This is a genomic window from Azospirillum brasilense (assembly GCF_005222205.1).
Classification (GTDB): Bacteria; Pseudomonadota; Alphaproteobacteria; order Azospirillales; family Azospirillaceae; genus Azospirillum; species Azospirillum brasilense_G.
The window spans coordinates 2,863,334-2,889,842 of sequence record NZ_CP032345.1; the positions used below are offsets into that span (position 1 = coordinate 2,863,334).

Here is a 26,509-nt window from a genome sequence, read left to right on the forward strand (position 1 = left end):
CCGGACAGCTTATGCCATGTCCGTTCGAGCCGGGGTCCGTCATACACCTCTCGTATGAAGATTTCATTTCGCCCACCACCGTTCAAGCGGCCGGATGGGTTCGGATGTGGGGTTCGCAGAATGGAAACGGGTATCCGACGCGGCATGGTTGCGAAGACGGGACGGCTGGGGCCGGCGCTGTCCGTCCTGGTTGTTCTCGCCTTGCCGGCCTGCAGCGACCGCGTGCTCGACACCGGTCTGGTCGGCGCCGTGATCGGGCGCGACGTGCCCAGCCAGGAGGCCCCGGTGCGCGGCATGTCCGGCGAGAACCGCGAATACCCCAATCTCGGCAGCGTTCCGCCGCGCCCCACCGACCTGCGGACGGACGCGCAGCGCCAGCAGGACCTGGACCGTCTGGCCCAGGACCGCGAGGCCGCCAAGAACCTGCTGCCGACCCCCATGGACGTTCCCCCGCCGCCGGACATCACGCCTGGACAGCCAAGCGCCGGGAATCCCGCCCCCGGAAAGCCCAAGTGAGGGCAGGGGTGTAGCAAAAGGCAGGGGACGCCAGTAATCCGTAAGTATACCTATGCGGAGCGTCCTGCGGCCTCTGGTGGCGCCCCTTTGACAGAAAGGGATGCACCGGTCTTCGTCCGGTCGATGCGCAGTTACGAAGGCGGTGGCGCGGACCACGGAGCACCCATTGCTGCTGCCAATTCGGCAAAACCTACGTCCTGCGGTGGCGGGTCCGCAACAGATTTTCAAACTGCGACTATTTGGCGCGTCGGCGTCGCTTCACGTTGCGCAAACGGGTGTGGCGCGGCCATGGCGCCGCGGCATGACCGCCCTGCGCCGCCCGCGGTTGCTGGAAATTATAAGGCGCCCTTACAATAAGGGATGCTTGATGAATCCCCCTTCGGAATGATCCTGATCGACTGCGCGCGGCTTCTGCGCGCGCGGTTCGACCGTGCCCTGGACGACGCGCGCCTCGGCCTTACGGCGGGGGAGGCGCGGGCGCTGGTTTATGTCTGCCGCCACCCCGGCTCGCGCCAGTCGGTGCTGGCGACCCACATGTGGGTGGAACCGATGACCCTGGTCGGCTTCCTCGACCGGCTGGAGGCGCGCGGGCTGGTGGTCCGCGAGCCGGACCCGGCCGATCGCCGCGCCAAGATCGTCCGGCCGACCCCGCAGGCCGAGCCGCTGGCGCTCCAGGTTCTGGAGGCCTTCCGCACCGAGCGCGAGTCGGCCATGGCCGACCTCTCGGCGGAGGAGGTCGTGCTGCTCAAGGACATGCTCGCCCGCCTGCGCAACCGCATGATCGCCGACGACATGATCGCCAACGACCGCGGCGGGGCCGGCCAATGAGCCACACCCCCGTTCAGACCGACGCGCCCGCCATGACGGAGACGCGGACGGCCGTCATCGGAACGCTGATCGTCACGCTGGGTCCGCTCAGCCTCGCGCTCTACACGCCGGCCCTGCCGATGCTGGTGGAGGCGTTCCAGACCACCCCGGCGGCGCTGAAGCTGACGCTCTCCGTCTATTTCTTCGGCTTTGCTTTCTCCCAGCTCGCCTGCGGACCGCTGTCCGACGCCTACGGTCGGCGGCCGGTCGCCCTGGCCTTCTTCGTCACCTACGTCCTGGGCAGCGTGGTGGCGGCCCTGTCGGGCACCATCGAGTGGCTGCTGGTCGGGCGGGCGTTGCAGGGCATCGGCGCGGCGGCGGGCATCGCCATTTCCCGCGCCATCGTGCGCGACCAGTTCACCGGGCAGCGATCGGCACGCATCCTCAACCTGATCGGGCTGATGCTGGCCATCGTGCCGGCGGTGGCGCCGACGCTGGGCGGGGTGATCCTGGGCACGGTGGGCTGGCACGCCATCTTCGTGGTGATGACGCTCTACGGCCTCGCCGTGCTGACCGTTTTCGCGGTGGGCACGGCGGAGACCAACCGGACGCGCGACCGCTCGGCGGCCCGTCCCGGCCCGGTGCTCCGCAACTACCGGACCCTGCTGACCGACCGGCGCTTCATGCGGGCGGGACTGGTGCTCGGCACGACGCTGGGCGGCCTCTACACCATGGCGGCCCTGCTGCCCTTCGTGATGATCGAGCGGGTGGGGCTGAGCCCGACCGTCTTCGGCTTCGCCATGCTGCTGCAGACCGGTTCCTACACGCTGGGGGCGACCCTGGCCGGGCGGCTGCTGCGCCGGGTCGACGCGATGCGGCTGATCCCCTACGGGCTGGCCTGCGTGGCCGTCGGCGGGCTCGGCTTCGCCCTGGCGCCCCTGACGGGCGAACCGACCGTGACGAGCGTGATGGCGCCGACCGCGATCTGGGCCTTCGGCATCGCCCTGGTCATGCCCGGGGCGACCAGCGACGCCCTGGCCGGCTTCCCCCGCATGGCCGGAGCGGCCTCGGCGCTGATCGGCTTCATGCAGATCGGCGGCGGGCTGGCCGGCACGGCGGTGGCCGCGCTGTTCGCCGATCCCTACACCGCGACGACGGCCATCATGCCGGGCCTCGCTTCGCTGTCGCTGCTGTCCTACGCGCTGCTGCGCGTGCCGGCATCCCGGCGCGGCCACCCGGCCAAGCCCGCCCGGCCGGAGGATCTGGAGGTTGCCGTGGACCCCGTCGCCCTGGTCGGCGCCGGCGGCGAGGAGATCGAGGAGGCGCTGCACCAGCGCCGGGCCTCCGGCCGCAAGGGAGGCTGAAGACGGGCTTCGGCGTCCGGTATGCCTCAGGCAGCGCAGGAATGCGGCCGGACGCGAATTTTACCTCGCTTCTGAAGATGCGGGGCGGTAGATAAGTGGTCCCGGTCCGCAAATATGGGTTCGTGGCGTGGCCGGACAAGGCTTCGGAGCGTCCATGAGCGATTCAGAATTCCACCGGATCAAGCGGCTTCCGCCCTACGTCTTCGCTGAAGTGAACGCCATGAAGGCGCGAGCCCGAGCTGCCGGCGAGGACATCATCGACCTCGGCATGGGCAACCCGGACCAGCCGACGCCCCAGCACATCGTCGACAAGCTGATCGAGGCCGTGCGCGATCCCAAGACGCACCGCTACTCGAACTCCCGCGGCATCCCCGGCCTGCGCAAGGCGCACGCGGCCTATTACAAGCGCCGCTTCAACGTGGACGTCGATCCGGAGTCGGAGTGCATCGTCACCATCGGCTCGAAGGAAGGCTTGGCCAACCTCGCCCAGGCGATCACCAGCCCCGGCGACATCATCCTGGTGCCGAACCCCAGCTACCCGATCCATCCGTTCGGCTTCATCCTGGCCGGCGCCTCGGTGCGCCATCTGCCGGTGGGGCAGGCCAACGGCACCTCCACCGACATCGACAGCTTCATGATCATGCTGGAGCGCGCCGTGCGCCACAGCGTGCCGAAGCCGCTGGCGCTGGTGCTGAACTACCCGTCCAACCCGACGGCGGAGGTGGTCGGCCTCGACTTCTACCGCCCGATCGTCGAGTTCTGCCGCAAGCACGGCATCTACATCCTGTCGGACCTGGCCTACGCCGAGGTCTTCTTCGACGGTGAGCCGCCGCCCTCGATCCTGGAGATCCCGGAGGCGCGCGAGGTGGCCGTCGAGTTCACCTCGATGTCGAAGACCTATTCGATGGCCGGCTGGCGCATCGGCTTCGCCACCGGCAACAAGAAGCTCATCACCGCGCTGGCCCGCATCAAGTCGTATCTGGACTACGGCGCCTTCACGCCGATCCAGGTCGCCGCGACCGCCGCGCTGAACGGCCCGCAGGATTGCGTGGAGCAGGTGCGCACCATGTACCGCCAGCGCCGCGACGTGATGATCGAAGGGCTGGCCTCGGCCGGCTGGACGGTGCCGAGCCCGTCGGCCTCGATGTTCGCCTGGGCGCCGATCCCGGAGCCCTTCGCCCATCTCGGCTCGCTGGAATTCTCCAAGTTGCTGCTGCAGGAGGCCAAGGTGGCCGTGGCGCCGGGCATCGGCTTCGGCGAGTACGGCGACGGCCATGTCCGTCTGGCGCTGGTGGAGAACGTCCACCGCATCCGTCAGGCGACCCGCAACATCAAGGAGTTCTTCCGCTCCAACGCCGCCGGTGCGGCGGCGAGCAAGGACCCGGCGGCGCGCGCCGCCCTCCTCGACCCCGAGAAAGCGAAAGCCTAATGTCCGACTCCCACAAAGCAGGCCCCCTGAACATCGCCGTCGCGGGCCTGGGCACGGTCGGCGCGGGCGTTCTGAAGCTTCTGGAGCGGCAGGCCGACCTGATCGAGCAGCGCTGCGGCCGCCGCATCGAGGTGGTGGCGGTCAGCGCCCGCTCGCGCGGCAAGGACCGTGGCGTCGACCTGTCGACGGTCGAATGGTACGACGATCCGGTGGCGCTCGCCGCCCATCCCGGCGTGGATGTGGTGGTCGAGCTGATCGGCGGGTCCGAGGGGCCGGCGAAGGAGACCGTCGAGCTGGCGCTGGAGCGGGGACGCCACGTCGTCACCGCCAACAAGGCGCTGCTCGCCCATCACGGCACCGCGCTCGCGGCCAAGGCGGAGGCCGCCGGCCTCGCCATCGGCTTCGAGGCGGCGGTGGCCGGCGGCATCCCGATCATCAAGGGGCTGCGCGAGGGGCTGGCGGGCAACCGGGTGTCGGAGGTGCACGGCATCCTCAACGGCACCTGCAACTACATCCTGACCGAGATGCGCACCACCGGCCGCGATTTCGCGGACGTGCTGGCCGACGCGCAGAAGCTGGGCTACGCGGAAGCCGACCCGAGCTTCGACATCGACGGCGTGGACGCGGCTCACAAGCTGGCGATCCTGACCTCGGTGGCCTTCGGCACGCCGGTGGACTTCCAGAGCGTCCATGTCGAGGGCATCCGCCACGTCGCGGCGGTGGACTTCGACTACGCCGACGCGCTCGGCTACCGGATCAAGCTGCTGGGCATCGCCCGGCGCACCGACCACGGGATCGAGCAGCGCGTGCACCCCTGCATGGTGCCGAAGGCAGCACCCATCGCGGCGGTGGACGGCGTGTTCAACGCCGTGATCGCCCAGGGCGATTTCGTGGACCGCGTGCTGTTCGTCGGCCGCGGCGCCGGCGAGGGACCGACGGCCTCGGCCGTGGTCGCCGACCTGATCGACATCGCCCGCGGGCGCTCCACCCCCACCTTCGGCGTGCCGGCGGCCCAGCTTTCCGAGGCCCAGCCGTCCCCGATGGAGGCCCGCCGGGGGTCGTACTACGTACGCCTGATGGTCGTGGACCGCCCCGGCGTGATAGCGGATGTTGCGGCGGCCATGCGCGACCAGAACGTCTCCATGGAGCAGTTCCTGCAGCGCGGGCGCGCCCCCGGCGAAGCGGTGCCGGTGGTCCTGACCACCCATGACACCGACGAGGCGGCCATGCAGCGCGCGCTTGCCACCATCGCCGCCAAGGAGTCGGTGGTCGAGCCGCCGCGCATGATCCGCATCGAACAGTTTTGACCGAACCATAGAAGAACCGAGCATCGATTCGGGGGAGAACAACATGTCCGTTCATGTCGACCTGTCCGGTATGGACCGGAACCTGGCTCTGGAAGCCGTACGCGTCACCGAGGCCGCCGCGCTGTCCGCGTCGCTGCTGATGGGCCGCGGTGACGAGAAGCTTGCCGACCAGGCCGCGGTCGACGCCATGCGCCAGGCGCTCAACACCCTCTACATCGACGGCACCGTCGTGATCGGAGAGGGCGAGCGCGACGAGGCGCCCATGCTCTACATCGGCGAGAAGGTCGGCGCCGGCATCGGCCGCGGGCCGAAGGTCGACATCGCGCTCGACCCGCTGGAAGGCACCACCATCTGCGCCACCGGCGGCCCGAACTCGCTGGCCGTCATCGCCATGGCGGACGAGGGCGGCTTCCTGAACGCGCCCGACGTCTACATGGACAAGATCGCCGTCGGCTCCGGCCTGCCGGAAGGCGTGGTCGATCTCGACGAGACCCCGGCCAACAACCTCAAGGCCCTGGCCAAGGCCAAGGGCACCGAGGTGCAGGAGCTGCTGGTCTGCATCCTGAACCGTCCGCGCCACGCCGAGCTGATCGCCCGCGTCCGCGAGGCCGGCGCGCGCATCATGCTGATCAATGACGGCGACGTCTCGGGCGTGATCGCCACCAGCCAGGTCGGCACCGGCGTGGACATGTATGTCGGCTCCGGCGGCGCGCCGGAAGGCGTTCTGGCCGCGGCGGCGCTGCGCTGCATCGGCGGTCAGTTCCAGGGCCGTCTGCTGTTCCGCAACGACGACGAGAAGGCCCGCGCCGCCCGCTGGGGCGTCAAGGACCTGAACAAGAAGTACAGCCTGACCGAGCTGGCCAGCGGCAACGTCATGTTCGCCGCGACCGGCGTGACCGACGGCGCCATGCTGCGCGGCGTGCGCCGCTTCCCCGGCGGCGCGACCACCCATTCGGTGATCATGCGCTCCAAGTCGGGCACCGTGCGCTACGTCGAGGCGCACCACAACCTGCAGCGCAAGCCGGCCATGGCCTGAGGCTGCGCAAGAAAAAGGGGCGCGCGGTGGTCTGCCGCGCGCCCCTTTCTTATTTGATGAAGCCTATAGGCTCTTCCGCCGCCGCCCTTCGGCGTCGGCGGCCTTCATGGCGGCCAGAACGCGCTGCGGTGTGATCTCGTGCGGCTCGTTGTGGATGGTCTCGCCCTCGGCGCAGGCCCGTTCCGCCGCCAGAAGGAGCCGCTCGTCCGACACGTCGCCAAGACCGATCTCGGCCAGCGTCGTCGGCAGCCCCACCACCTTGCAGAATCCGTAGACCTCGTCCAGCACCGCCGGCGGCCGGTCGGTCAGGATCAGCAGCGTCAGCGTGCCGAAGGCGACCTTCTCGCCGTGCCAGTAGTGGTGCGTTTCCTCCAACGCGGTCAGGCCGTTGTGGACGGCGTGCGCCGCCGCCAGCCCGCCGCTCTCGAAGCCCAGCCCGCTCAGCAGCGTGTTGGCCTCGACGATGCGCTCCAGCGCCGGGGTGACCACGCCCTGCTCGCAGGCCGACTTGGCGAGCACGCCATACTCCAGCAGCGTGTCGTAGCACAGCCGGGCCAGCGCGAAGGCGGTCATCGGGCCGACGCGCCCGGTCATGTTGCCGCCGCGCTTGATGCGGCAGTCCTCCGCCTCGAACCAGGTGGACAGGGCGTCGCCCATGCCGGAGACGAGGAAGCGCACCGGGGCACCCGCCACCACGCCGGTGTCGACCAGCACGAGGTCGGGGTTGCGCGGCAGCACGAGGTAGCGCTTGAAGGCGCCTTCCAGCGTGTAGATCACCGACAGCGCGCTGCACGGCGCGTCGGTGGAGGCGAGCGTCGGGACGATGGCGGTGCGCGCGTCCAGCGCGTGGGCGACCGCCTTGGCGGTGTCGAGCGCCTTGCCGCCGCCGATGCCGGCCACGACGTCGGCGCCCATGGCGCGGGCGATGCCGACCAGCCGCTCGATCTCCTCGTCGGAGCATTCGCCGCGGAATTCCTGGATGTCCATCGTGACGCGCCCGGCGGCGGCATCGACCAGCCGGCCTTTCAGCGTCTTCAGGACGAAGCCGTCGGTGACGGCCAGAACCGTCTTGCCCAGCCGCGCCAGATCCTCGCCCAGACTGTCGAGCGCGCCGTTGCCCTGGACGTAGCGGGCCGGAAAGATCGCCGTGGTGATCATGGTTCCCTCCTCCGCGTGGTGTTGACCGCAGTGGAGCAGGACGGCTCTCCACCCGCAATGACCTGCCTCAAGTTGCGGTGCGGCAAGGGCGCCTGCCACCTTTGCGTACAGGCGCGGCGGCACCGGACCCGCTGGAAACCCACCGGGAGAGCCCCATCCGCTGGCCCGCCCGTCCCCCATCTGCTATGGCTTCGGCCTTTCCGATCCGTGGCATCCTGGGCAGCATGACCGACACCGTTCCCCCCTTCCTGAACGTCGCCCATTCCCTGTCCGGCAAGCGCTGGCAGGCGCGGCCCTACGACGAGCGGCTGGCCTGGGGGCTGGCGCAGGGGCGGGGGCTGCCGGAGATCGTCGGGCGGGTGCTCGCCGCCCGCGGGGTGACGGAGGAGGCCTGCGACGGCTTTCTGAACCCGACGCTGAAGGCGCTGCTTCCCGACCCCTCCCGCTTCAAGGACATGGACATCGCGGCGGAGCGCATCGCCCGCGCCCTCATGGACGGCGAGCCGGTGGCCGTCTTCGGCGACTACGACGTGGACGGCGCCACCTCCTCCGCGCTGCTGCGGCGCTTTTTCCGGGCGGTGGGGGCGGACCTGCGCATCTACGTGCCCGACCGCATGAAGGAAGGCTACGGCCCCAACGGCCCGGCGCTGCTGCGGCTGAAGGCCGAGGGCGTGCGGCTGGTGGTGACGGTGGATTGCGGGATCTCCGCCTTCGCGGCGCTGGAGGCGGCGGCGGAGGCCGGGCTGGAGGTGGTGGTGCTCGACCATCACGCGGCGGAACCGCGCCTGCCGCCGGCCGTTGCCCTGGTCAACCCGAACCGGCTGGACGAGGACGGCGCCTATCGCACGCTGTGCGCGGCGGGGGTCACCTTCCTGGCCGTGGTGGCGGTGAACCGGGCGCTGCGCAGCGCCGGATTCTACGCGGGCCGCAACGAGCCGAACCTGATGGAGTGGCTCGACCTCGTGGCTCTGGGCACGGTGTGCGATGTGGTTCCCCTGACCGGGTTGAACCGGGCGCTGGTGGCGCAGGGGCTGAAGGTGATGGCGCGGCGCGCCAACCCCGGCCTGTCCGCCCTGTCCGACGTCGCCGGGGTGAAGGAGAAGCCGGACGCCTACCACGCCGGCTTCGTGCTCGGCCCGCGGGTCAACGCGGGCGGGCGCGTCGGCGCGTCGGACCTTGGGGCGCGGCTGCTCTCCACCGACGACCCCATGGAGGCGATGGAACTGGCCCAGAAGCTGGAGGCTCACAACGCCGAGCGCCGCGCGGTGGAGCAGGGCGTGCTCGCTGACGCCATGGCCCGGCTGGAGGAGCACGCCGAGGAGCTGGCCGAGCTGGTCTTCGTGGCGGGGGAGGGTTGGCATCCCGGCGTGATCGGCATCGTCGCCAGCCGCCTGAAGGAGCGCTACAGCCGCCCCGCCTGCGTCATCGCCCTGGAGGAGGGGGCGGACGGCACGGTGATCGGCAAGGCCTCGGGCCGTTCGGTGCGCGGGGTCGATCTCGGGGCGGCGGTGATCGCGGCGCGGCAGGAGGGGTTGCTGATGGCCGGCGGCGGGCACCGCATGGCGGCGGGCTTCACTGTGGCCGGGAGCAGGCTGGCCGACCTGCAGGCCTTCCTGACCGGCCGCGTCGCCGAACAGGTGGCCGCGGCCCCGCTGGTGCCGACGCTGGAACTGGACGGCGCGCTGTCCGTGGGGGCGGCGAACACGTCCCTGGTGGACCGCCTGAACCAGCTCGGCCCGTTCGGCACCGGCAACGCCGAGCCGCGCTTCGCCGTCACCGACGCCCGCGTGGTGCGGGCCGACGTGGTCGGGGCGAATCACGTCCGCTGCATCCTGCAGGGCAGCGACGGCGCCCGGCTGAAGGCCATCGCCTTCCGCGCGCTGGAGAGCGAGATGGGAAAAGCCCTGCTGATGGGCCGCGGATCGCCCTTCCACATCGCCGGTGTCCTGCGCATCGACCGCTGGAACGGGGCGGAGGGAGTCCAGCTCCTGATCGACGACGCCGCACCCGCGCAAACCATGTGAATGCAAACAAATTCGGCTCGGGAGCGCTGCATGGGGGGCATACGCGAACGGGGTAGAAAGGAGTTGGAAAAAACGCTTGCGCTCGGCCCGTCATCCCATTAGTAATCCCGCCACGCCAACGACGTCCCCATCGTCTAGAGGCCTAGGACACCGCCCTTTCACGGCGGCGACAGGGGTTCGAATCCCCTTGGGGACGCCACCACCGCTCCGACGCGGTGATGCGCAAGAAGTCTTGCGAGATCAGGTACTTCCAGCCCTGCGCAGTGCTACGAACTGTGCTACGATGGGGGCATGGAAGGCATGGCGAAACTACCCTATCTGCAAAAGCACCCGCGTACGGGTATGTACTGGTTCCGGGGTCTCGTGCCCAAGGAGCTTCAAGGCGTCCTGGGACGGAAAGAGATCATCGAGAGTCTGCGGACCAAGGATGCATCCGAAGTGCCCGCCCGTTACGCGGATGCACGCAAGCGATTCGAAGATAAGCTCGCGCTTGCTCGTTCGGGTGATTGGCCGGGCGTTTCTTTGGATGCGATAGAGATTGTTGCACACCATTGGGCACGCTGGCATTGGGAGACGAATCCTGAAGTCGATCCCCTAGGGAGCAATCGCGGTCTTGGGCTTGGTAGCGAGTGCGAACTCGTAGAATCCCTCAAGACCTACCTTGCTTCTCGCGACATCCGCCTTGGAGACCAAGCATTCCAGATACTTGTCGGCTGTGCGACCGCAGAGCACCATGAGATGTACGGTGGTTGGGCGCCTGACGTTGACCAACTGGTTCGTAGACGCCTGAGAGACACGTGCGTGGCAGTCGCGCCGAATGCCGGGCAGCAGCAGTCCGCTACTGAGGTAAGTCCTCAACGCCTACAGTCCTTTAAGGAGAAGGCCGCGCGCCCCTTTACGTCGTTCTTGGATGAATTTCTTCGCGCACGTGGTCATCTCGACGCGGACGGCAACTACACGAGTAGTGGAAAGGGATATAAGAAGACGTTTGAACGTTTGGCAAAGCTGGTCGGCGAGAAGCCTATTGCGGATATTGATACGTACGATATTGAATCATTCTATCAGAAGCTTCTTGTTACCTCCAGCGATAAAGGGAATGGCGCACTTGCTTATGACTCTGTCAATCGGTCCATTAGCAACATTCGCGTGTTTTTTACATGGGCATATGCGCGTCATCTAATCGATGAGAACCCGGCCCGGAAGGTCACCGTGGAGCGGACGGCGTTTGCTACTGCTAATCAGAAGGGCGACCGGGTATATTCGATAGACGACCTCAAGCGTATCTTCAACGTGCCTCTCTATACCGGATGCCTAGACGAACATCGTATCTACGAACCCGGCTCGCGCATCCTACGCGGTGACCACCGCTACTGGTTTCCGCTCGTGGGTCTTTACACTGGGATGCGCTTGTCAGAGATCGCTCAGTTAGAGTTTGATGATTTGATCGTTCTGAATGGGCGAGTGCACTTTTCTGTGAACCCCGTGTCAAAGAACGGGAACAAGAAGAATCTGAAAACTGCCTCAGCGGTGAGGCAAGTGCCGATGCACAACGACCTGGAGGACTTGGGGTTCTTGGATTGGGTAGAAGGGCGGAAGCTGCTTTCGAAAGATGGGCGAATATTTCTTGGATTTAACTATTCAAAGTGGTGGAATGCCGTCTTTCTGGTTAATATCAAGATGAAGACGCGAACGAAGGTGTTCCATTCGTTCCGGCACACGTTCGCCGATGCGCTCCGTGCGGCTACCGACAACGCGGAGACACGAGATCGCTTAATGGGGCATTTTCGGCAGGGCACTGGGGCGCTTTACGGGTCACGCGACCTGCTCCCGCACGAGAGCGACGTCATTGATTCGGTCGCGTTCCCCGGCCTCGACCTAAAACACCTACGATAGATCGTATAGACTGGAGGGGAGCGTGGTAGTCGCGCCTTGAGTGGTACAGAGGGTACCCTTCCGTTCATCGCGATCAGGGGCATTCGGACGCGCTGGGCGGTCTCCAATAGGCGCCGGTTGGTCGCCATCGGGACTGCTGCCTCAGAAGACCGCCAGAGGCGCCCGGAAGGGCGGGGTGGTTGTTGCCCCTCCTTCCGGTAGCCAGACCCGGTTCAGCGGGCTTCCTAGGGGCTTGCCGATGGGTACTGACGGGGGCGCCCGCCCGCCTTTATGATCTCCTTGACCATTACCGGTCCCAGGTGAACGCCAGCGTGTTCGAGCACTGCCGTGTACACCACGTTGCCGACGGTCGTCCCCTTGAGGACGGCCAGCACCCCGGCAAGCTCACGCAACTCGGCCATGGCTTGGGGGTCGGAGAGGCGCAAGCTCCAACGAGCGTCCGTGTCCAAGGCTTCAACGGTCATGGCGAGAGACCTCCCGGCTGATCTGTTCGAGTGCACGGGCGATCCGGTCGAGCAGGGGGCCATTCCGCTGGTTCGCCTGCACGAACGACAATGCGTAGCGACGCAGCACTTCTACGTCCGTCTTGGTGATCTCCTCGATCAACCGCCGCGCAACCCCGTGGTACACGTTGTCGATCCCTGCGCGCCGGATCAATTCAGCGAGATCGGCGTCCAGTTCATCGCCTTCTGGGTTGTCGGGTGGCACAAATCGCCTCGACTTTAAGTCGGCGATTTCGTCCTCGCTCTTCTTGATCTCGTATTCATGCTCCTGGCGGCGCTTGGTTCGCTCCCAAGTGTCCAATCCTTCTTCAAGAAGCTGAGTACCGGCTTGACTGATTGGTTTGCCAATGGCGTCCGCGTACTCTTCAAGAAGCTCTGCTACTTTCCATGTTTGCACATGAACAATCGTGTTACTGGACACATTGTTACCCTCCATTGCAGTTGTCGGACTTGTCGTCCATTGACTATTTACGCCGCCATGCTGAATGGAAGGTCGTGTGGGTGGGGAGTGCCGTTCTTGCCGTCCGGCTGCAAGAGCGCCGCCAGCCCGTCCGGCGTGGTCTCTTCGTCCCACCCGGCCCGGAGCCGCTGTCGGAAGCCCAGAGAGTGGCTGACCCCGGCCCGCTTGGTCCGTATGACCCCCTGCATCCCACGGTGCTGGATGCCGAGATGGGCGGCGAAGTTCTCTGGGCCGGACGGACCGTAGAAGGTCAACGTGTGATCGACCCCTTTGAGGCGGTACAGAATCCCACCGAGCCGTTGATTAGGGTGGAAGTAGAACTTGGGCGTGTCGTCGCCCTGGTCGCGCTCGAAGTAGGTAATGTGCTGATTCCCAGTATGACCCGGTACGAAGGAGTTGAAGTTAATAATGAACTCCGCGAACAACTTCTTCGGCACATGCACGGCCAGATGCATGTGGACCCGGTGCTTTGTCAACAGGTCAGTGACCGAACGCTTGCGAACTGCTTCGAGCGTCCAGATGTACGTGGGTACAATATTGTTTCTGCGCAGCCAGCGGTTCATCTTGGCGATGAAACGGCTCTGACGCTCCTGGTGGTTGACTTCACTCCATCCATCAGTGAGGGACCAGTCAATAGTTACGAAGGCAGTCAGTGGGGTACGCTTGTACTCACTGAAACGGAATGCATTGGTGAGGTTTGTTACGGCCTCGCGTGACAACGATGTGGATGACTTCCTCGGCATGATCTTAAAGCGGATTGTCGCTGAGTATAGACGGAATTTTGGCTGGCCTGAGCGGTTGGAGGAAGACACCGCTGAAGGACCGCGCGCCATGGGCCAGCCATATTCCGCCGATCTGCGCGAACGGGTTCTGCTGGCTTATGAGCGCCACGAGGGCGGCCCCGAGTTGCTGGCGCGGCGCTTCCAGATCAGCCGAGCCTGCGCGTACAACTGGGTGCGGGCCGCGCGCCTTGAGGGGCGGCGGGTCGCCAAGCCCCATGCCGGCGGCGTACCAGCCAAACTGGACGCGGAGGGCGTGAGCGTGCTGCGGGCCTTGGTGCGGGAGGATAATGACGCGACACTGGCACAGTACCGCGACCGGTTGGCCGCACGCACCGGCATCGCGCTGAGCCCGGCGGTGGTGTGCCGCACCTTGAAGCGGCTGGGGTTGGCGCGCAAAAAAAGACGCTGAGGGCCAGCGAGCAAGAGCGCATGGATATCGCCGCGGAACGCGCGGCCTACCGGGACGATGCGGTGGTCCACGAACCGGCGCGTTTGGTTTTCCTCGATGAAACCGGCATCAACACCCAGATGACGCCCACCCAGGCCCGGGCGCCGCGCGGCCAGCGGGCGCTCGGGTCCGTGCCCTGTGGGTCGTGGCACCGCGTCACGGTGCTCGGGGCGTTGAGCGCCGAAGGCATGCTGGCCGCCATGAGCATCGAGGCGTCTACCTCCTCGGCCGTGTTTCTCGCCTTTGTCGAGCAGGTGCTCTTGCCCGTGCTCCGGCGCGACAAACCCGGCGCCGTGGTCGTGATGGACAACCTTTCCGCTCACAAGCGGGCCGATATCCTCGCCGCCTTTGAGACCGCAGGGATCCGTGTCCGCTTCCTCCCGCGCTACTCGCCCGACCTGTCGCCCATCGAGCCCGGCTGGGCCAAGCTCAAAGGAATCCTGCGCGCCAAGGAAGCCCGCACCGTCGAGGCCCTCAACGAGGAACTCGGCCCAGCCCTCAATGCGATCACCGCCACCGACGCCAAAGCGTGGTTCAAGCTATGCGGCTACCCGAATCTAAACTGAGCCGAAATCCGCTTTAGTTGTTCTCGTAGATGTTGGTGTTCTTCAGGGCGATGTTCTCCATGCTTAATACCAGCGCCCCATATGCGGCTGGGCAATAGCTAGGCGCCGTATGGCTTTGATCGTCAGCAGAAGTTCTGAGTTTTGAACTTCTTGACGGTTCAGAACCGTATTTTGAACACCATCCTCCAACTACCCTGTATGTCCCAAGCGCCCAAGTTTCAAGATAATAGGCAATTTACGTAAAATACAAGGTATGTAGTGAATTGTCTCGCCATCGAGGGTGGCTCTTGTCGGTAGGGCGCTGGTGCCGCCTGTGCTTTGATGCTGATCTCGATCTTGTCGATGTTCGTCGTTCTCTTCCAACATCGTGAGGAAGCTGCGTTGAGGATGTCGGGGAGGCGGCGCTGGTCATCGGCGCGCGCTCGTCACCGTTCTCCTCGTCTGGCGTTGGGACGGAATAGGTTGGACATCACCGCCGAACACATCGATGTCAGTGTATCTGGGGCGTGTAGCTTACGTGCCTAACTGTGCGGGAGTATTCCAAGCTGCCGCGCAATCTGGAATGTGCGACATGGTGCGCTGGGGGTAACGCGTTGGCACCTTCCACCACTTTTTCGCTTGAAAATTCGTGAGCCTGTGACAAACTTGTGATCGTTCACGTCTCCCGGACTCATCCGCCGGGCAACGTCCACTGATTGAGCGTCGGTGGTGCGAGTACGGTTGCAATCCGTCCACGGTGTCACGATGGCGCCGATCGGTCGCGGATCAAGACCGGCAGCGAGCATCGCAGGCAGCGACAGGTGAACAGCCGGAACCACGTTCCGTGCTCGAAGCCTCGAAGCGCACGCGAGTGCTGGCAGGCACCTTCCGGATGGCCCCTGCACCCAAGCAGAGAAGAGGGGGCTAGAATGCTTGATCGGAAGGGCGGGGCTGCTGGCGCGGCTCCTGGGGAAGCGCAAGGGTTGCGTGTCCGTCGGGCGGTTTCGCTTGCGGCGGCGGTCGCGGTGTGCTATAGTATACTGGGGCTGAGTGAACTGGCTGCGGGTGCCAACATCTCGTTCGGGGCGCAGGTCTCGGTCGCGTTGGGGGCGAAGCGGTCAGCCGATGGTGCGAGTGCGGTTGCAATCCGTCCACGGTGTCACGATGGCGCCGATCGGTCGCGGATCAAGACCGGCAGCGAGCATCGCAGGCAGCGACAGGTGAACAGCCGGAACCACGTTCCGTGCTCGAAGCCTCGAAGCGCACGTGCTGATACCTAGTGTGGGTGCCTAATTCGGAAACACTGGGAGGACGCTTGGCAGTACCCGCGCTTCAAAGACTTGCCCGCATCAGCAATCTCAAAGCCGTGTGGGATGCGTCTGGTGACGCCAAAGGGGGCAAGAAGGCCGCCGGACCTGATGGTAGGCGCCCTGAAGCGTTTGCCTTGAAGCTAATTGACAACCTATCTGAGGTGCGCGTCCAGTTGCTGGACGGCAGCTTTCGATTCGACCCGCTGCGGGCTGTGGCCTTCCAGAAGCCGAACTCATCCAAGTACCGGATCATCTGCATTCCCAATGTGCGTGATCGTCTCGTCCAGAGAGCGTTGGTTGCGTTCCTGACCAAGGAGACTGACCGGCTGAAGCTTGAGAACAACGCAAGCTTTGGATTCATTAGTGGTCGAGATCGCGGAGTGGCGGGGGCCGTCAAGACTGCTTGTAGACGGCGAGGTCAACTGCCTTGGGCCTTCAAGTCCGACATCTTGTCGTTCTTCGACGAGATCGATCGTCAGATCTTGGTGGATCGCCTGAGGCGGTGTGTTCGGAGCGTATCGGTTCTTAAGTTGCTTGAGCAAGCTGTCAACTGTGAGATCGGTGAAGTAGACCCGGATACCAGGAAGAAGATTGCCACCACGAGTATTAGGAACGGTAAGGGGTTGAGGCAGGGTATGCCCCTCTCGCCTGTACTATCGAACTTCTTTCTTGCTCCATTTGACAGGCATTTTAACGACCGTCGAGAAAACCTCGTCCGGTACGCTGATGACTTTATCGTGTTTGCAGAATCTCGGGAGGAATGCGAGGCGTACCACACTGTCTGTTGTGATTTGCTTTCTGAACTGAACCTTGGCATTCCAGCTATTGCAGCAGAGAGCAAGACGAAGATCTACGCGCCCGATGAACCTGCGGAGTTCCTAGGGTATGAAATCTCACCGATTTCTTCTCGCAGATATCGTCCCAGGATTCCTGAGGTTGCTTTTCGGGAATTGACAGATAAGGTAAGGAGCTTTCAGTCGTACTCGACAGTCCCTAAGAAGGCAAAGTCTATTGAGTCTGCCTTGGCGCAGCTTGGCCGGATTGTGGATGGCTATGTCCATGCATACCATCTCGGGGATAACATCAAGGATCTCGAATCCCACCTAATCAATCTTCAGGCGCAGTGCCGTCAAAGACTGTTCGAGAGCCTGTTCGGCAATGCTGCGGTTGCTGCGTTGACCGTCGAGCAGAGGAAGTTCCTTTCACTAACCTAATGCTCAGGGCGTGGGCATGGTGCGCTACGCGACCCCGGCAGTTGATACTGTTCAAGCTGGTAGATCTCCAGGTGCTTCGAGGAGGAGGCGTGCTCGGCGCAGCTACCTCGTAGCACCATACCTACCCCTGACAGGCGTGGTGCTTGCTTCGGTGCAGACACTGGTGTACCTTTTTCTCAGGAAACAGGTACGACAATGCGCACGTAAGCCGCTACGCCGCTCAGGTTCTTCCATGGAGAACGACATGAAGCCCGTCCAGGCAATCGCGTACCTTCGGACCAGTTCTGCGGCGAACGTCGGTGGTGACAGCGACCAGCGCCAGCGCGCCGCCGTGGACAGCTACGCGAGCCGCGCCGGGTTCGAGGTCGTGAAGGAGTTCTACGACGCGGCGGTGAGCGGGGCGGACCCTATCGACCAGCGGGACGGCTTCACGTCCTTGCTGGCGTGGGCGACCGAGACCAACGTCACGACGATCATCGTGGAGAACGCCAGCCGCTTCGCCCGCGACCTGATCGTGCAGGAGGTCGGCTACGCCTCGCTGAAGGCCCAGGGCTTCACGCTGATCGCCGCCGACGATCCCGACGCCTTCACTGCCGACACCCCCACCGCGCGCATGGTCCGGCAGATTCTGGGCGCCGTGAGCGAGTTTGAAAAGGCCAACCTCGTTGCCAAGCTGAAGGGCGCGCGCGACCGGAAGTCGGCAGCAGCGGGGAAGCGCATCGAAGGTCGGAAGGGGTACGACGACACCAACCCGGACGTGGTGCGCGAGGCCAAGCGCCTCGCCAGAAAGAACCCGAAGACAGGCAAGACCCGGTCTCTTCGGGAGATCGCGGCTGAACTGGCCCGGCTCGGGCATGTTACCCGCGCCGGGAAGCCGTTCAGCGCCTCCCAGGTGTCCCGACTGCTGGCCTACTAAGCGGGTGCCGAACCTCAGCCCTGCCAGCGGCGGGAGGTCAACACGATCAGACTTCGAAGGAAGGTTCGGTAACGTGTGCGCATCACCTATGTGGCGCTCCCATCATGGACGCCTTGCTCAAGTGATACGAGCGGTGCTACGATGTGGAAGATGTTCAGGGTTCTAAGTTGTTGATTTCTCGGGGCTTGCCTTTCGCGTCATCGCCTCCCCTTGGGGACGCCACCTTCTCACAGGTTGGCACCGGTTTCGAAAGCTCAGCCCTTGGCTGAGCTTTTGTCGTTTCAGGCGTCATTTGTCTGCCGCCTTTGCCGGTCTGGCAAGCGACCTGTTTGCCGCGCCGCGTTCGCCGGCTTCTCCCACCCGCCGAAATAGCGCCAAGGGGCGGTTTCCAGGGGTGGCTTGGTGGACTAACGTTCCTCACGCCCCTTCGATGCTTCGACGGGGCCAAGGGAACGGGAGACATCCATGACCATTCCGACGACACGCCTTCCTTCGGGAACCGCCGTGCCGGTGCTCGGCCAGGGCACCTGGTACATGGGCGAGGACAGCCGCGACCGCGCGCGGGAGGCGGCGGCGCTGCGGCTCGGCCTCGACCTCGGCATGACGCTGATCGACACGGCGGAGATGTATGCCGACGGCGGAGCGGAGGAGGTGGTCGGCGAGGCCATCGCCGGGCGCCGCGACGAGGTGTTCCTGGTCAGCAAGGTGCTGCCGATGAACGCCAGCCGCCGCGGCACCATCGCGGCCTGCGAACGCAGCCTGAAGCGCCTGCGCACCGATCGCATCGACCTCTATCTGCTGCACTGGCGCGGCAGCCACGATTTTTCCGAAACCATCGAGGCTTTCGACACGCTGATGCGCGACGGCAAGATCGGCCGATGGGGCGTCAGCAACCTGGATCTCCAGGACATGGAGGAGTTGGTCGGCACGCCGGGCGGGGAGGGGGTGCAGACCAACCAGCTCCTCTACAACCTGACCCGCCGCGGCATCGAATACGACCTGCTGCCCTGGTGCCGTGGGCGGGGCATTCCGATCATGGCCTATTCGCCCATTGAGCAGGGGCGCATGCTGCGCCATCCGGAGCTTCGCCGCGTCGCCGACCGGCACGGCGCGACGCCGGCCCAGGTCGGGCTGGCTTGGCTGCTCCGCCAGGACGGGATGATCGCCATCCCCAAGGCGTCGGATCCCGCCCACGTCCGCGACAACCGGGCCGCCGCCGATTTGCGGCTGGACGAGCAGGATCTCGCGGACCTCGACCGGGCCTTCCCGCCGCCCCGCGAGCCGCGCCCGCTGGAGATGCTGTAGCGCGGCGAAGCGCCGCGCTTGCGGTGGCGGACTCGATTTCCCTGGCCGAATGGCCTATGTATGCTGCATTGCGGAATCAGGCGTGCCTGAGCCCGCTATCGGTTTATCCGGGAATCGAAGCATGCTCGCCATCGTTCTTCTGTCCATGCTGCTGTCGGGCTTCGCCATCGTCGTGGCGCGGATTCTGACCGCCGAGGTCGCCACCGCCGGCATGCCGGTCCGCGATCCCTGGTCGCCCCGGCATCTCCGCCGGGTGAAGAAGGCGCGCAGGGTGCAGGAGGAGATCGAGGGCGGCCCGTCCTGGGCGTCCTTCCCGCGCGGGCTCTGACCGTTTCCCAAGAACTTTTTTCCCCACAAGCAAATCGGGCCGGGAAATTTCCCGGCCCGATTGCGTTCGTGTGCTGATGGTGCGTCCGGTGCCTTACTGGGCCGGCTCCGCCGCCAGCTTCGAGGTCGGCAGGCTCTCGTTGATCTGGCGGGCGCGCATCGGCTTCAGGACGAAGATGGCCAGCAAAGCGGCGATGCCGTTCACCGCGGCGGCGAAGAAGAACACCGCCTGCCAGCTGCCGGTCGAGGCCACCGCCACGTTGGCGAAGGGAACGACCAGCGACGCGGTGCCCTTGGCGGTGTACAGCAGGCCGGCGTTGGTGGTGGCGAACTTCGAGCCGAAGGAGTCGCCGCACAGCGCCGGGAACAGGCTGTAGATCTCACCCCAGGCGAAGAACACCAGACCCGTCAGGATCACGAAGGCGACGGGGTTGTGGCCCCACTGGTTCAGCGCCAGGATGCCGACGCACTCCAGGGCGAAGGCGATGAACATGGTGTTCTCGCGGCCGATGTGGTCCGACACCCAGCCGAAGAAGGGGCGGGTGACGCCGTTCAGCACGCGGTCGATCGACAGGGCGAAGGTCAGCGCCGGCAGGGTCAGGCCCATGATGCTGACGGGGACGCCGTCCAGGTGGAAGTCCTTGGCGATCGGGCCGAGCTGCGCGGTCGCCATCAGGCCGCCCGCCGCCACCATCACGAACATGGCGTACATGACCCAGAAGACCGGGGTCTTCAGCATCTGGACGGGGGTGTAGCTCTCGCGGGTCTGCGACACCGCCGAGCGGGTGACCTCCGGAACCTGCCCCTTCTTCGGCGACGCCAGGAACCACGCCAGCGCGAGGATCACCGCGCCCTGGCCGATGCCGAAGGTCATGAAGGTGGCTTCGTAGCCCGAGGAGTGGATCATGTTGGCGATGGGAACGACCGTGAGGGCCGAACCGGCGCCGAACCCGGCGGCGGTCAGGCCGGCGGCGAGGCCGCGGCGGTCGGGGAACCACTTCAGCGCGTTGCCCACGCAGGTGCCGTAGACGCCGCCGGCACCGATGCCGCCCAGCGCCGCGCCCAGATAGAGCATGGCGAGCGAGTCGGCCACCGAGTTGACCGCCCAGGCCACGGCGCAGAGCACGCCGCCGATCAGGACGACGATGCGCGGGCCGAACTTGTCGACGAACCAGCCTTCGACGGGAACCAGCCAGGTTTCCATGACGACGAAGATGGTGAAGGCCACCTGGATGGCCGCACGGCCCCAGCCATGCTTCTGGTCGATGGGCTCGACGAACAGAGTCCAGCCATACTGCAGGTTCGCGATCATCGACATGCAGATGACGCCGATGACGAGCTGGAACCAGCGGCCACCGAGGGGCCCCTTCGGGGCCTCCGTGAGGGCTTGGTGCATTTCTCTCCTCCTAGAAGCGATCTCTTTGCGAAGCGGTCTTTTGCTTTTTTGAGTCGGGTTGTTTTTGTTTTTTGACCGGAGGCGTTCCCGTGGTGTGCCGGGTCGTCTCCATTACCTTGGCCTGACCGTGGAACCGGCCGCTTGGTGTGGGCGGCTTGAACTCACGGGATGAGCGTTTTTGGCATTAGAGATATGGTATGCCAGATACAGTTTCCGGCGCAAGCTGTTTGTCAGCGTAACAAACAGACCAAGCGCGAGAGGGCCGGCCTACCACCTCCGGAAGTGTTGATAGCCCTTGTTCAAATGGGGACTCGCGGCGCTTGTCGGTGGGTAGCGCTGACGGTTCGTTAGCAAAGCGATTTTGCCCATTTTGGTATCTGGTATACATATAAGGCAAGGGCGCGCGTCGACCCGGTGTGCATGCCGCTCCCGCGCCGTCGCGCAATCACCCAGTTTCCAATGATTCGGTACAGGGGAGGAGACGACTCGATGACCACTGCCATATTCACCCATCCGGACTTCCTGGCGCACGACACCGGCCCGGGGCACCCGGAGCGTCCGGAGCGAATCGCCGTGGTGTGGGAGGTTCTGGACCGCGACGAATTCCGCGATCTGCCCCGCTTCGAGGCGCCGGAAGCAGAGGTCGAGCAGCTCCGCTGGGTGCATGACCCGGCCTATGTGGACGCCGTGCTGAACGCGGTACCGGACAGCGGCCATGTCCGGCTGGACGCCGACACCGTGCTGTCGCCCACCTCGCGCTCGGCGATCCTGCGCGCCGCCGGAGCGGTCTGCGCGGCGGTGGACGCGGTGCTGGACGGGACGGCGACGAACGCCTTCTGCGCCGTCCGCCCCTGCGGTCACCACGCCGAGCCGGCCCGCGCCATGGGCTTCTGCGTCTTCAACAATGTGGCGGTTGGCGCGGAGCACGCCCGCAAGCGGCGGGGCCTGACACGGGTGGCCGTGGTCGATTACGACGTGCACCACGGCAACGGCACCCAGGCGATGTTCTGGGACGACGCCGACCTGTTCTTCGCCTCGACCCACCAGTCGCCGCTCTATCCCGGCACCGGTGCGATGAGCGAGACCGGAGTCGCCGACAACATCGTCAACGCGCCGCTGCCGCCCCACGCCGGGACGGTGGAGTTTCGTCAGGCCATGGAGCGCCGCATCCTCCCCGCGCTGGAGGAGTTCCGGCCGGAACTGATCCTGATCTCCGCCGGATTCGACGCCCACGCCCGCGACCCGCTGGCGTCGCTGAACTTCACCGGCCCGGATTTCGAGTGGGCAACCCGCAAGCTGGTCGAGGCGGCGGACCGGCTGTGCGGTGGCCGCGTCGTGACGGTGCTGGAAGGCGGCTACGACATGGTGGGGCTCGCCGAAGGCTGCGCCGCCCATCTTCAAGCCCTGATGCGCGCCTGATCGCGGTTCGAACGGCGAAGCCCGGCTGATTTCGAGGGACTTTGCGCAGCCGCGTCATAAGGTCGGTTGCTTCCAGCACGGATTATCTGGTATACCAAATACCAGAGAGACGAACAGAGTCCCTCGAACACCAAAAAAAACGGGAGTTACGCACGATGGACCAGCGGATCGCCGAACAGAACGCCGCTCAGAACGCTGCCGACCAGCCCACCATCGAGATCACCCTGGCGAAGTCCGACGCCGACATCGCCGACAGCTACGCGGTGGTGAAGGAACTGCGCACCCACATGACCGACCCCGACGCCTACGCCGCCCAGATCCGCCGCCAGATGGAGGACGGCTACAACCTCGCTCTCCTGCGCATCGACGGCGAGGTGGCCGGCTGCGGCGGCTTCCGCGTTCACGAGACGCTGTCGCGCGGTCGCTATATGTATGTTGAGGATCTCGTCACCTCGCCGAAGCACCGTTCCTTCGGTCTGGGCGACAAGCTGTTCGATTGGCTGGCCGGTCAGGCCCGCGAAAAGGGATGCGCCCAGATGGAGATCATCTCCGGCGTCCAGCGCGGCGACGCGCACCGTTTCTATCACCGCAAGCGCATGACGGTTAAGGCGTTCCAGCTCGTCCTGCCGCTCACCTGATCCAGCGCACCGGATGGACCCGCGAACCGGGCGTCCGGACGGGCCGGGCGTCCGGTTTTCCATGCTCGAACTTTCGTTGGAAAACCCAGGATTCTCGCCCGATTCCGGATCATGTCCCTCCCTCGACAGGGTCTATTTTGCCAGTTGACATCTGGTATCTGGTATACCAAACTCCGTATTTGTTCGGTGTGCTGATTGATTGGGGTTACTGCAAAGGCTGCGCGGCGCGTGGCCGATAATTGGGGGAGAGGAAACGGGTTATGAAGATCTGCATCTTTGGGTCCGGGGCCATCGGCGGGTATCTGGGTGTGCGTCTCCACCAGGCCGGCGCGGATGTCAGCCTCGTGGCGCGCGGCGCCCATCTCACGGCCATGCGTGAGAACGGCGTGAAGCTGATCGTCGGAGAGGAAGAAACGGTCGTCCACCCCCGCTGCACCGACAACGCGGCGGAACTCGGCCCGCAGGACTACGTCATCATCGGTCTGAAGGCCCACTCCGTTCCCAGCGTCGTCGACGCCATCCAGCCGCTGCTCGGCAAGGACACCGCCGTGGTCACCGCGGTCAACGGCATCCCCTACTGGTACTTCTACAAGAACGGCGGAGAGTTCGAAGGCCGCGTGCTCGACACCGTCGATCCGGGCGGCATCCAGTGGAACGGCCTGGGGCCGGAGCGCGCCATCGGCTGCGTCGTCTACCCCGCGACGGAGGTCGTCGAACCCGGCGTCATTCAGCACATCTACGGTGACAAGTTCTCGCTGGGCGAACCGGACGGCAGCCAGTCCGACCGCGTGAAGAAGCTCAGCGCGGCCATGGAGGCCGGCGGCCTGCGCGCCCCAGTGCTCGACCGCATCCGCGACGAGATCTGGCTGAAGCTGTGGGGCAACCTCTGTTTCAACCCGATCAGCGCGCTCACCCACGCCACGCTGGACGTCATCTGCTCCGATCCGGAAACCCGCGCCGTCGCCAAGTCGATGATGCTGGAGGCCAAGGAGATCGGCGACCGTCTGGGCGTGCATTTCCGCGTGGATGTGGAGCGCCGCATCAACGGCGCCGGTGCGGTCGGCGCGCACAAGACCTCGATGCTTCAGGATCTGGAGCGCGGCCGCCCGATGGAAATCGACGCGCTGCTGTCGGTGGTCCAGGAGATGGGCCGCATGGTCGGCGTGGCGACCCCGACCATCGACGTGGTCCTGGCGCTCGTCCGCCAGCGCGGCGAGATCGCCGACTGCTACAGCCGCCCGCAGCGGGCATCGTCCGAGGCCGCACCCGCGGTCGCCGCCCAGTAGGGCGGACACCGTCCGGCCCCGCACACAGAAACCAACGCCCCCAACGACGCAGCGAAGCAACGCCGAGGGGCCGGACAATCGCTTCACAGGAGGAGCGTCATGAGGGTTGAAGACATTCTCCGCCGGAAGGGGACGCGCATCGGCACGGTGCGCATCAACGAAACCGTGGAAACGGCGTTGCGTCTTCTGAAGGCCGAAAACACCGGCGCGCTGGTGGTCAAGGACGTCTGCCGGACCGAGGGCAACACGGTCGTCGGGGTGATCTCCGAACGCGACATCGTGCGCAGCCTGACCGACCGCGGGCCGGGCATCCTGTCCCTGCCGGTCACGGCGGTGATGAGCCACCATCCCGTCTGCTGCACGCCCGGCGATTCCGTCCGCCGCGTGCTCCAGCTGATGGACGAGCATACCATTCGTCACATCCCCGTTCTGGACGGCGCCTCGCTCGTCGGCGTGGTCAGCGTGCGCGATCTCATTAAGGCGCAACTCGACGCCGCCCCGCCGGACGCCGAGCCGGGCGAAGTCGTCAGCTATCCCGTCGCCGCGGCCCAGTGACGGACGACGGCGTCCCGGGCCGTTGTGCCTGGGGCACCTTCCCATGACGGCGGCGGTGATCCGGAGGCGGTCACCCGCATCCATCCCGGGTGACCGCTCCGCCGCCCCGCGGACCAGACGCCGGACCATGCTCCGGCACCGACATCATTCGAGAATTTGACCGGCGGGCCGCCCGCCGAGGCCGCCCGCCGCCGAGGCCGGAGCGCTGACGCCTCGTCCTGCCGATTGCTTTGGGAGGCAATCAACAACCATGAAAATCGCCATACCCAGGGAGCGGCGCGCGGGCGAGAATCGCGTCGCGGCGTCTCCGGAAACCGTCAAGAAGATCAAGGGTCTCGGTCTCGACGTCGTGGTCGAGGCCGGCGCCGGTCTGGGCTCGAACCTGCCGGACCGGGTGTACCAGGACGCCGGCGCGGAGATCGCGCCGGATGCCGCGTCGGCGCTGGCCGACGCCGACATCGTGCTGAAGGTGCAGCGCCCGCTGCTGGCCGGGGAAGGGGACCTCGACGAGCTGGCGCTGATCAAGCGCGGTGCGCTGCTGTTCGCCATCCTCAACCCCTACAACAGCCGCGACCATGTGGCGGCCTACGCCGCGGCCGGAGTGAACGCCTTCGCCATGGAGTTCATGCCGCGCATCACCCGCGCCCAGGTCATGGACGTGCTGTCCTCCCAGGCCAACCTCGCCGGCTACAAGGCGGTGGTCGACGCCGCCAGCGAGTATGGCCGGGCCTACCCGATGATGATGACCGCGGCGGGCACCGTGCCGCCGGCGCGTGCCTTCATCATGGGCGTCGGCGTCGCTGGTCTGCAGGCGATCGCCACGGCCAAGCGGCTGGGCGCCATCGTCTCGGCCACCGACGTGCGCCCGGCGGTCAAGGAGCAGGTGCAGTCGCTGGGCGGCAGCTTCGTCGCGGTGGAGAACGAGGAGTTCAAGCAGGCCGAGACGGCGGGCGGCTACGCCAAGGAGATGTCCGACGACTACAAGCGCCAGCAGGCGGCGCTGGTGGCCGAGCACATCAAGAAGCAGGACATCGTCATCACCACGGCGCTGATCCCCGGGCGCAAGGCGCCGATCCTGGTGACGCGCGAGCATGTCGCGTCGATGAAGCCGGGCTCGGTGATCATCGATCTGGCGGTGGAGCAGGGCGGCAACGTTGAGGGCTCGGAACTGGGCAAGGTCGTCACCACGGAGAACGGGGTGAAGATCGTCGGCCACGCCAACTACCCCAGCCGCATCGCCGAGAGCGCCTCGCTCTTGTACGCCAAGAACCTCCTCGCTCTGCTGCAGTCGCTGCACGACAAGGAAAAGGGCATCGCCCTCAACTGGGACGACGAGATCGTGAAGGCCATCGCGCTTACCCGCGATGGGCAGGTCGTCCATCCCGCCTTCGCGGACGCGGTCCGCGAAGTCCAGACCGTCTGAGGAGGCGGCTTCCATGGAACATCCCGATCCCGCGAGCCAGATTGAGGCCTTCCGCCACTCGCTCCTCACCCTGACCAACCAGACGGCGGAGCTTCAGGTCCAGGTCGCCCAAATGACCCACGCGATGCCGATCCCGGCGCCCGTCCTGGAAGCGGCGAGCCACGGCAACTTCTTCATCACCGGACTGACGGTGTTCGTGCTGGCCTGCTTCGTCGGCTACTACGTGGTGTGGCGGGTGACGCCGGCGCTGCACTCGCCGCTGATGGCGGTGACCAACGCGGTGTCCTCGGTGATCATCGTCGGCGCCCTGATCGCCGCCGGCCCGGCCGGCTTCGGCTTCTCCAAGATCATGGGCTTCCTCGCGGTCATCCTGGCCAGCGTCAACATCTTCGGCGGCTTCCTGGTCACCCAGCGCATGCTGTCGATGTTCAAGAAGAAGGGCAAGTAA

The 26,509-nt window shown here is 65.7% G+C and carries 25 protein-coding genes and 1 tRNA gene; 21 read left to right on the top strand and 5 right to left on the bottom strand.

All coding sequences use genetic code 11. The annotated features are described in order from the left end of the window. Window positions 1–144: 144 nt before the first annotated feature. The 6 genes from D3869_RS13650 (at window position 145) to glpX (ending at window position 6,459) form a co-directional block, all read left to right on the top strand. Window positions 145–516, top strand: a complete 372-nt coding sequence (locus D3869_RS13650; protein WP_247895650.1) for a hypothetical protein — start codon at window positions 145–147, stop codon at window positions 514–516. Window positions 517–876: 360 nt separating this feature from the next. Beyond that, a complete protein-coding gene (locus D3869_RS13655) occupies window positions 877–1,344 on the top strand; it encodes a MarR family winged helix-turn-helix transcriptional regulator (RefSeq protein ID WP_247895651.1) in 468 nt (155 codons plus the stop codon). Continuing rightward, entirely contained in the window at window positions 1,341–2,687 is a 1,347-nt protein-coding gene (locus D3869_RS13660) for a multidrug effflux MFS transporter (RefSeq protein WP_137140464.1), read from the top strand. Before D3869_RS13655 ends, D3869_RS13660 begins: the two co-directional genes overlap by 4 nt. A gap of 154 nt (window positions 2,688–2,841) precedes the next feature. Beyond that, a complete protein-coding gene (locus tag D3869_RS13665) occupies window positions 2,842–4,116 on the top strand; it encodes an LL-diaminopimelate aminotransferase (RefSeq protein ID WP_137140465.1) in 1,275 nt (424 codons plus the stop codon). Next, the gene (locus D3869_RS13670; protein WP_137140466.1) at window positions 4,116–5,423 is read left to right on the top strand and encodes a homoserine dehydrogenase; all 1,308 of its coding nucleotides are present in this window, start codon (window positions 4,116–4,118) and stop codon (window positions 5,421–5,423) included. Before D3869_RS13665 ends, D3869_RS13670 begins: the two co-directional genes overlap by 1 nt. 43 nt (window positions 5,424–5,466) lie before the next feature. After that, on the top strand, window positions 5,467–6,459 hold the full coding sequence (gene glpX, locus D3869_RS13675) for a class II fructose-bisphosphatase (protein WP_175426465.1): 993 nt from the start codon (window positions 5,467–5,469) through the stop codon (window positions 6,457–6,459). Window positions 6,460–6,522: 63 nt separating this feature from the next. Here the strand turns inward: glpX and D3869_RS13680 are convergent, their stop codons facing one another. Further along, a complete protein-coding gene (locus D3869_RS13680; RefSeq protein WP_137140467.1) occupies window positions 6,523–7,617 on the bottom strand; it encodes a glycerol dehydrogenase in 1,095 nt (364 codons plus the stop codon). Between the two features lie 224 nt (window positions 7,618–7,841). Between D3869_RS13680 and recJ the strand changes: the two genes are divergently transcribed. The 3 genes from recJ (at window position 7,842) to D3869_RS13695 (ending at window position 11,534) form a co-directional block, all read left to right on the top strand. Beyond that, a complete protein-coding gene (recJ, locus tag D3869_RS13685; protein WP_137140468.1) occupies window positions 7,842–9,641 on the top strand; it encodes a single-stranded-DNA-specific exonuclease RecJ in 1,800 nt (599 codons plus the stop codon). Window positions 9,642–9,764: 123 nt separating this feature from the next. Continuing rightward, a tRNA-Glu gene (locus D3869_RS13690) sits at window positions 9,765–9,840 on the top strand. A gap of 92 nt (window positions 9,841–9,932) precedes the next feature. Next, window positions 9,933–11,534 (top strand): site-specific integrase, encoded by a 1,602-nt coding sequence (locus D3869_RS13695; RefSeq protein WP_137140469.1) that lies wholly within the window; start codon window positions 9,933–9,935, stop codon window positions 11,532–11,534. Between the two features lie 224 nt (window positions 11,535–11,758). Here the strand turns inward: D3869_RS13695 and D3869_RS13700 are convergent, their stop codons facing one another. Genes D3869_RS13700 through D3869_RS13710 form a run of 3 tightly spaced genes read right to left on the bottom strand, consistent with a single transcriptional unit; the run spans window position 11,759 to window position 13,216 of the window. Beyond that, window positions 11,759–11,998: a hypothetical protein gene (locus D3869_RS13700; RefSeq protein WP_137140470.1), complete on the bottom strand. Its 240-nt coding sequence runs from the start codon at window positions 11,996–11,998 to the stop codon at window positions 11,759–11,761. Then, window positions 11,988–12,458 (bottom strand): hypothetical protein, encoded by a 471-nt coding sequence (locus D3869_RS13705; RefSeq protein WP_137140471.1) that lies wholly within the window; start codon window positions 12,456–12,458, stop codon window positions 11,988–11,990. The genes D3869_RS13700 and D3869_RS13705 overlap by 11 nt, the downstream gene beginning before the upstream one ends. A gap of 47 nt (window positions 12,459–12,505) precedes the next feature. Then, on the bottom strand, window positions 12,506–13,216 hold the full coding sequence (locus D3869_RS13710) for a hypothetical protein (RefSeq protein ID WP_137140472.1): 711 nt from the start codon (window positions 13,214–13,216) through the stop codon (window positions 12,506–12,508). Window positions 13,217–13,328: 112 nt separating this feature from the next. On the opposite strand from D3869_RS13710, the gene D3869_RS13715 reads away from it, so the two are divergent. From D3869_RS13715 to D3869_RS13740, 6 genes are all read left to right on the top strand, one after another. Next, window positions 13,329–13,688 (top strand): IS630 transposase-related protein, encoded by a 360-nt coding sequence (locus D3869_RS13715; RefSeq protein ID WP_137140950.1) that lies wholly within the window; start codon window positions 13,329–13,331, stop codon window positions 13,686–13,688. Between the two features lie 20 nt (window positions 13,689–13,708). Next, window positions 13,709–14,293: an IS630 family transposase gene (locus D3869_RS13720; protein ID WP_247895652.1), complete on the top strand. Its 585-nt coding sequence runs from the start codon at window positions 13,709–13,711 to the stop codon at window positions 14,291–14,293. A 1,294-nt stretch (window positions 14,294–15,587) separates the two neighbouring features. Further along, a complete protein-coding gene (locus tag D3869_RS13725) occupies window positions 15,588–16,796 on the top strand; it encodes a reverse transcriptase domain-containing protein (protein WP_175426466.1) in 1,209 nt (402 codons plus the stop codon). A 244-nt stretch (window positions 16,797–17,040) separates the two neighbouring features. Then, window positions 17,041–17,712: a recombinase family protein gene (locus D3869_RS13730; protein WP_247895653.1), complete on the top strand. Its 672-nt coding sequence runs from the start codon at window positions 17,041–17,043 to the stop codon at window positions 17,710–17,712. A 465-nt stretch (window positions 17,713–18,177) separates the two neighbouring features. After that, window positions 18,178–19,017, top strand: a complete 840-nt coding sequence (locus tag D3869_RS13735; RefSeq protein ID WP_137140477.1) for an aldo/keto reductase — start codon at window positions 18,178–18,180, stop codon at window positions 19,015–19,017. 121 nt (window positions 19,018–19,138) lie between these two features. Further along, entirely contained in the window at window positions 19,139–19,345 is a 207-nt protein-coding gene (locus tag D3869_RS13740) for a hypothetical protein (protein ID WP_137140478.1), read from the top strand. Window positions 19,346–19,438: 93 nt separating this feature from the next. On the opposite strand, the gene oxlT is transcribed toward D3869_RS13740, so the two are convergent. Further along, window positions 19,439–20,740 carry an oxalate/formate MFS antiporter gene (gene oxlT / locus D3869_RS13745; RefSeq protein ID WP_137140479.1) on the bottom strand — a complete coding sequence of 434 codons (1,302 nt, stop codon included), beginning with the start codon at window positions 20,738–20,740 and terminating at the stop codon, window positions 19,439–19,441. A gap of 489 nt (window positions 20,741–21,229) precedes the next feature. On the opposite strand from oxlT, the gene D3869_RS13750 reads away from it, so the two are divergent. The 6 genes from D3869_RS13750 (at window position 21,230) to D3869_RS13775 (ending at window position 26,509) form a co-directional block, all read left to right on the top strand. Then, complete coding sequence (locus tag D3869_RS13750) at window positions 21,230–22,159, top strand: histone deacetylase family protein (protein WP_137140480.1); 930 nt, start codon at window positions 21,230–21,232, stop codon at window positions 22,157–22,159. 155 nt (window positions 22,160–22,314) lie between these two features. Continuing rightward, complete coding sequence (locus tag D3869_RS13755) at window positions 22,315–22,797, top strand: GNAT family N-acetyltransferase (RefSeq protein WP_137140481.1); 483 nt, start codon at window positions 22,315–22,317, stop codon at window positions 22,795–22,797. 260 nt (window positions 22,798–23,057) lie between these two features. Beyond that, entirely contained in the window at window positions 23,058–24,083 is a 1,026-nt protein-coding gene (locus tag D3869_RS13760) for a 2-dehydropantoate 2-reductase (protein WP_137140482.1), read from the top strand. Window positions 24,084–24,182: 99 nt separating this feature from the next. Then, on the top strand, window positions 24,183–24,638 hold the full coding sequence (locus tag D3869_RS13765) for a CBS domain-containing protein (RefSeq protein WP_137140483.1): 456 nt from the start codon (window positions 24,183–24,185) through the stop codon (window positions 24,636–24,638). Between the two features lie 250 nt (window positions 24,639–24,888). After that, entirely contained in the window at window positions 24,889–26,061 is a 1,173-nt protein-coding gene (locus D3869_RS13770; protein ID WP_137140484.1) for a Re/Si-specific NAD(P)(+) transhydrogenase subunit alpha, read from the top strand. Between the two features lie 40 nt (window positions 26,062–26,101). Beyond that, window positions 26,102–26,509, top strand: coding sequence for an NAD(P) transhydrogenase subunit alpha (locus D3869_RS13775; RefSeq protein ID WP_432613413.1), 408 nt, complete (start codon window positions 26,102–26,104; stop codon window positions 26,507–26,509).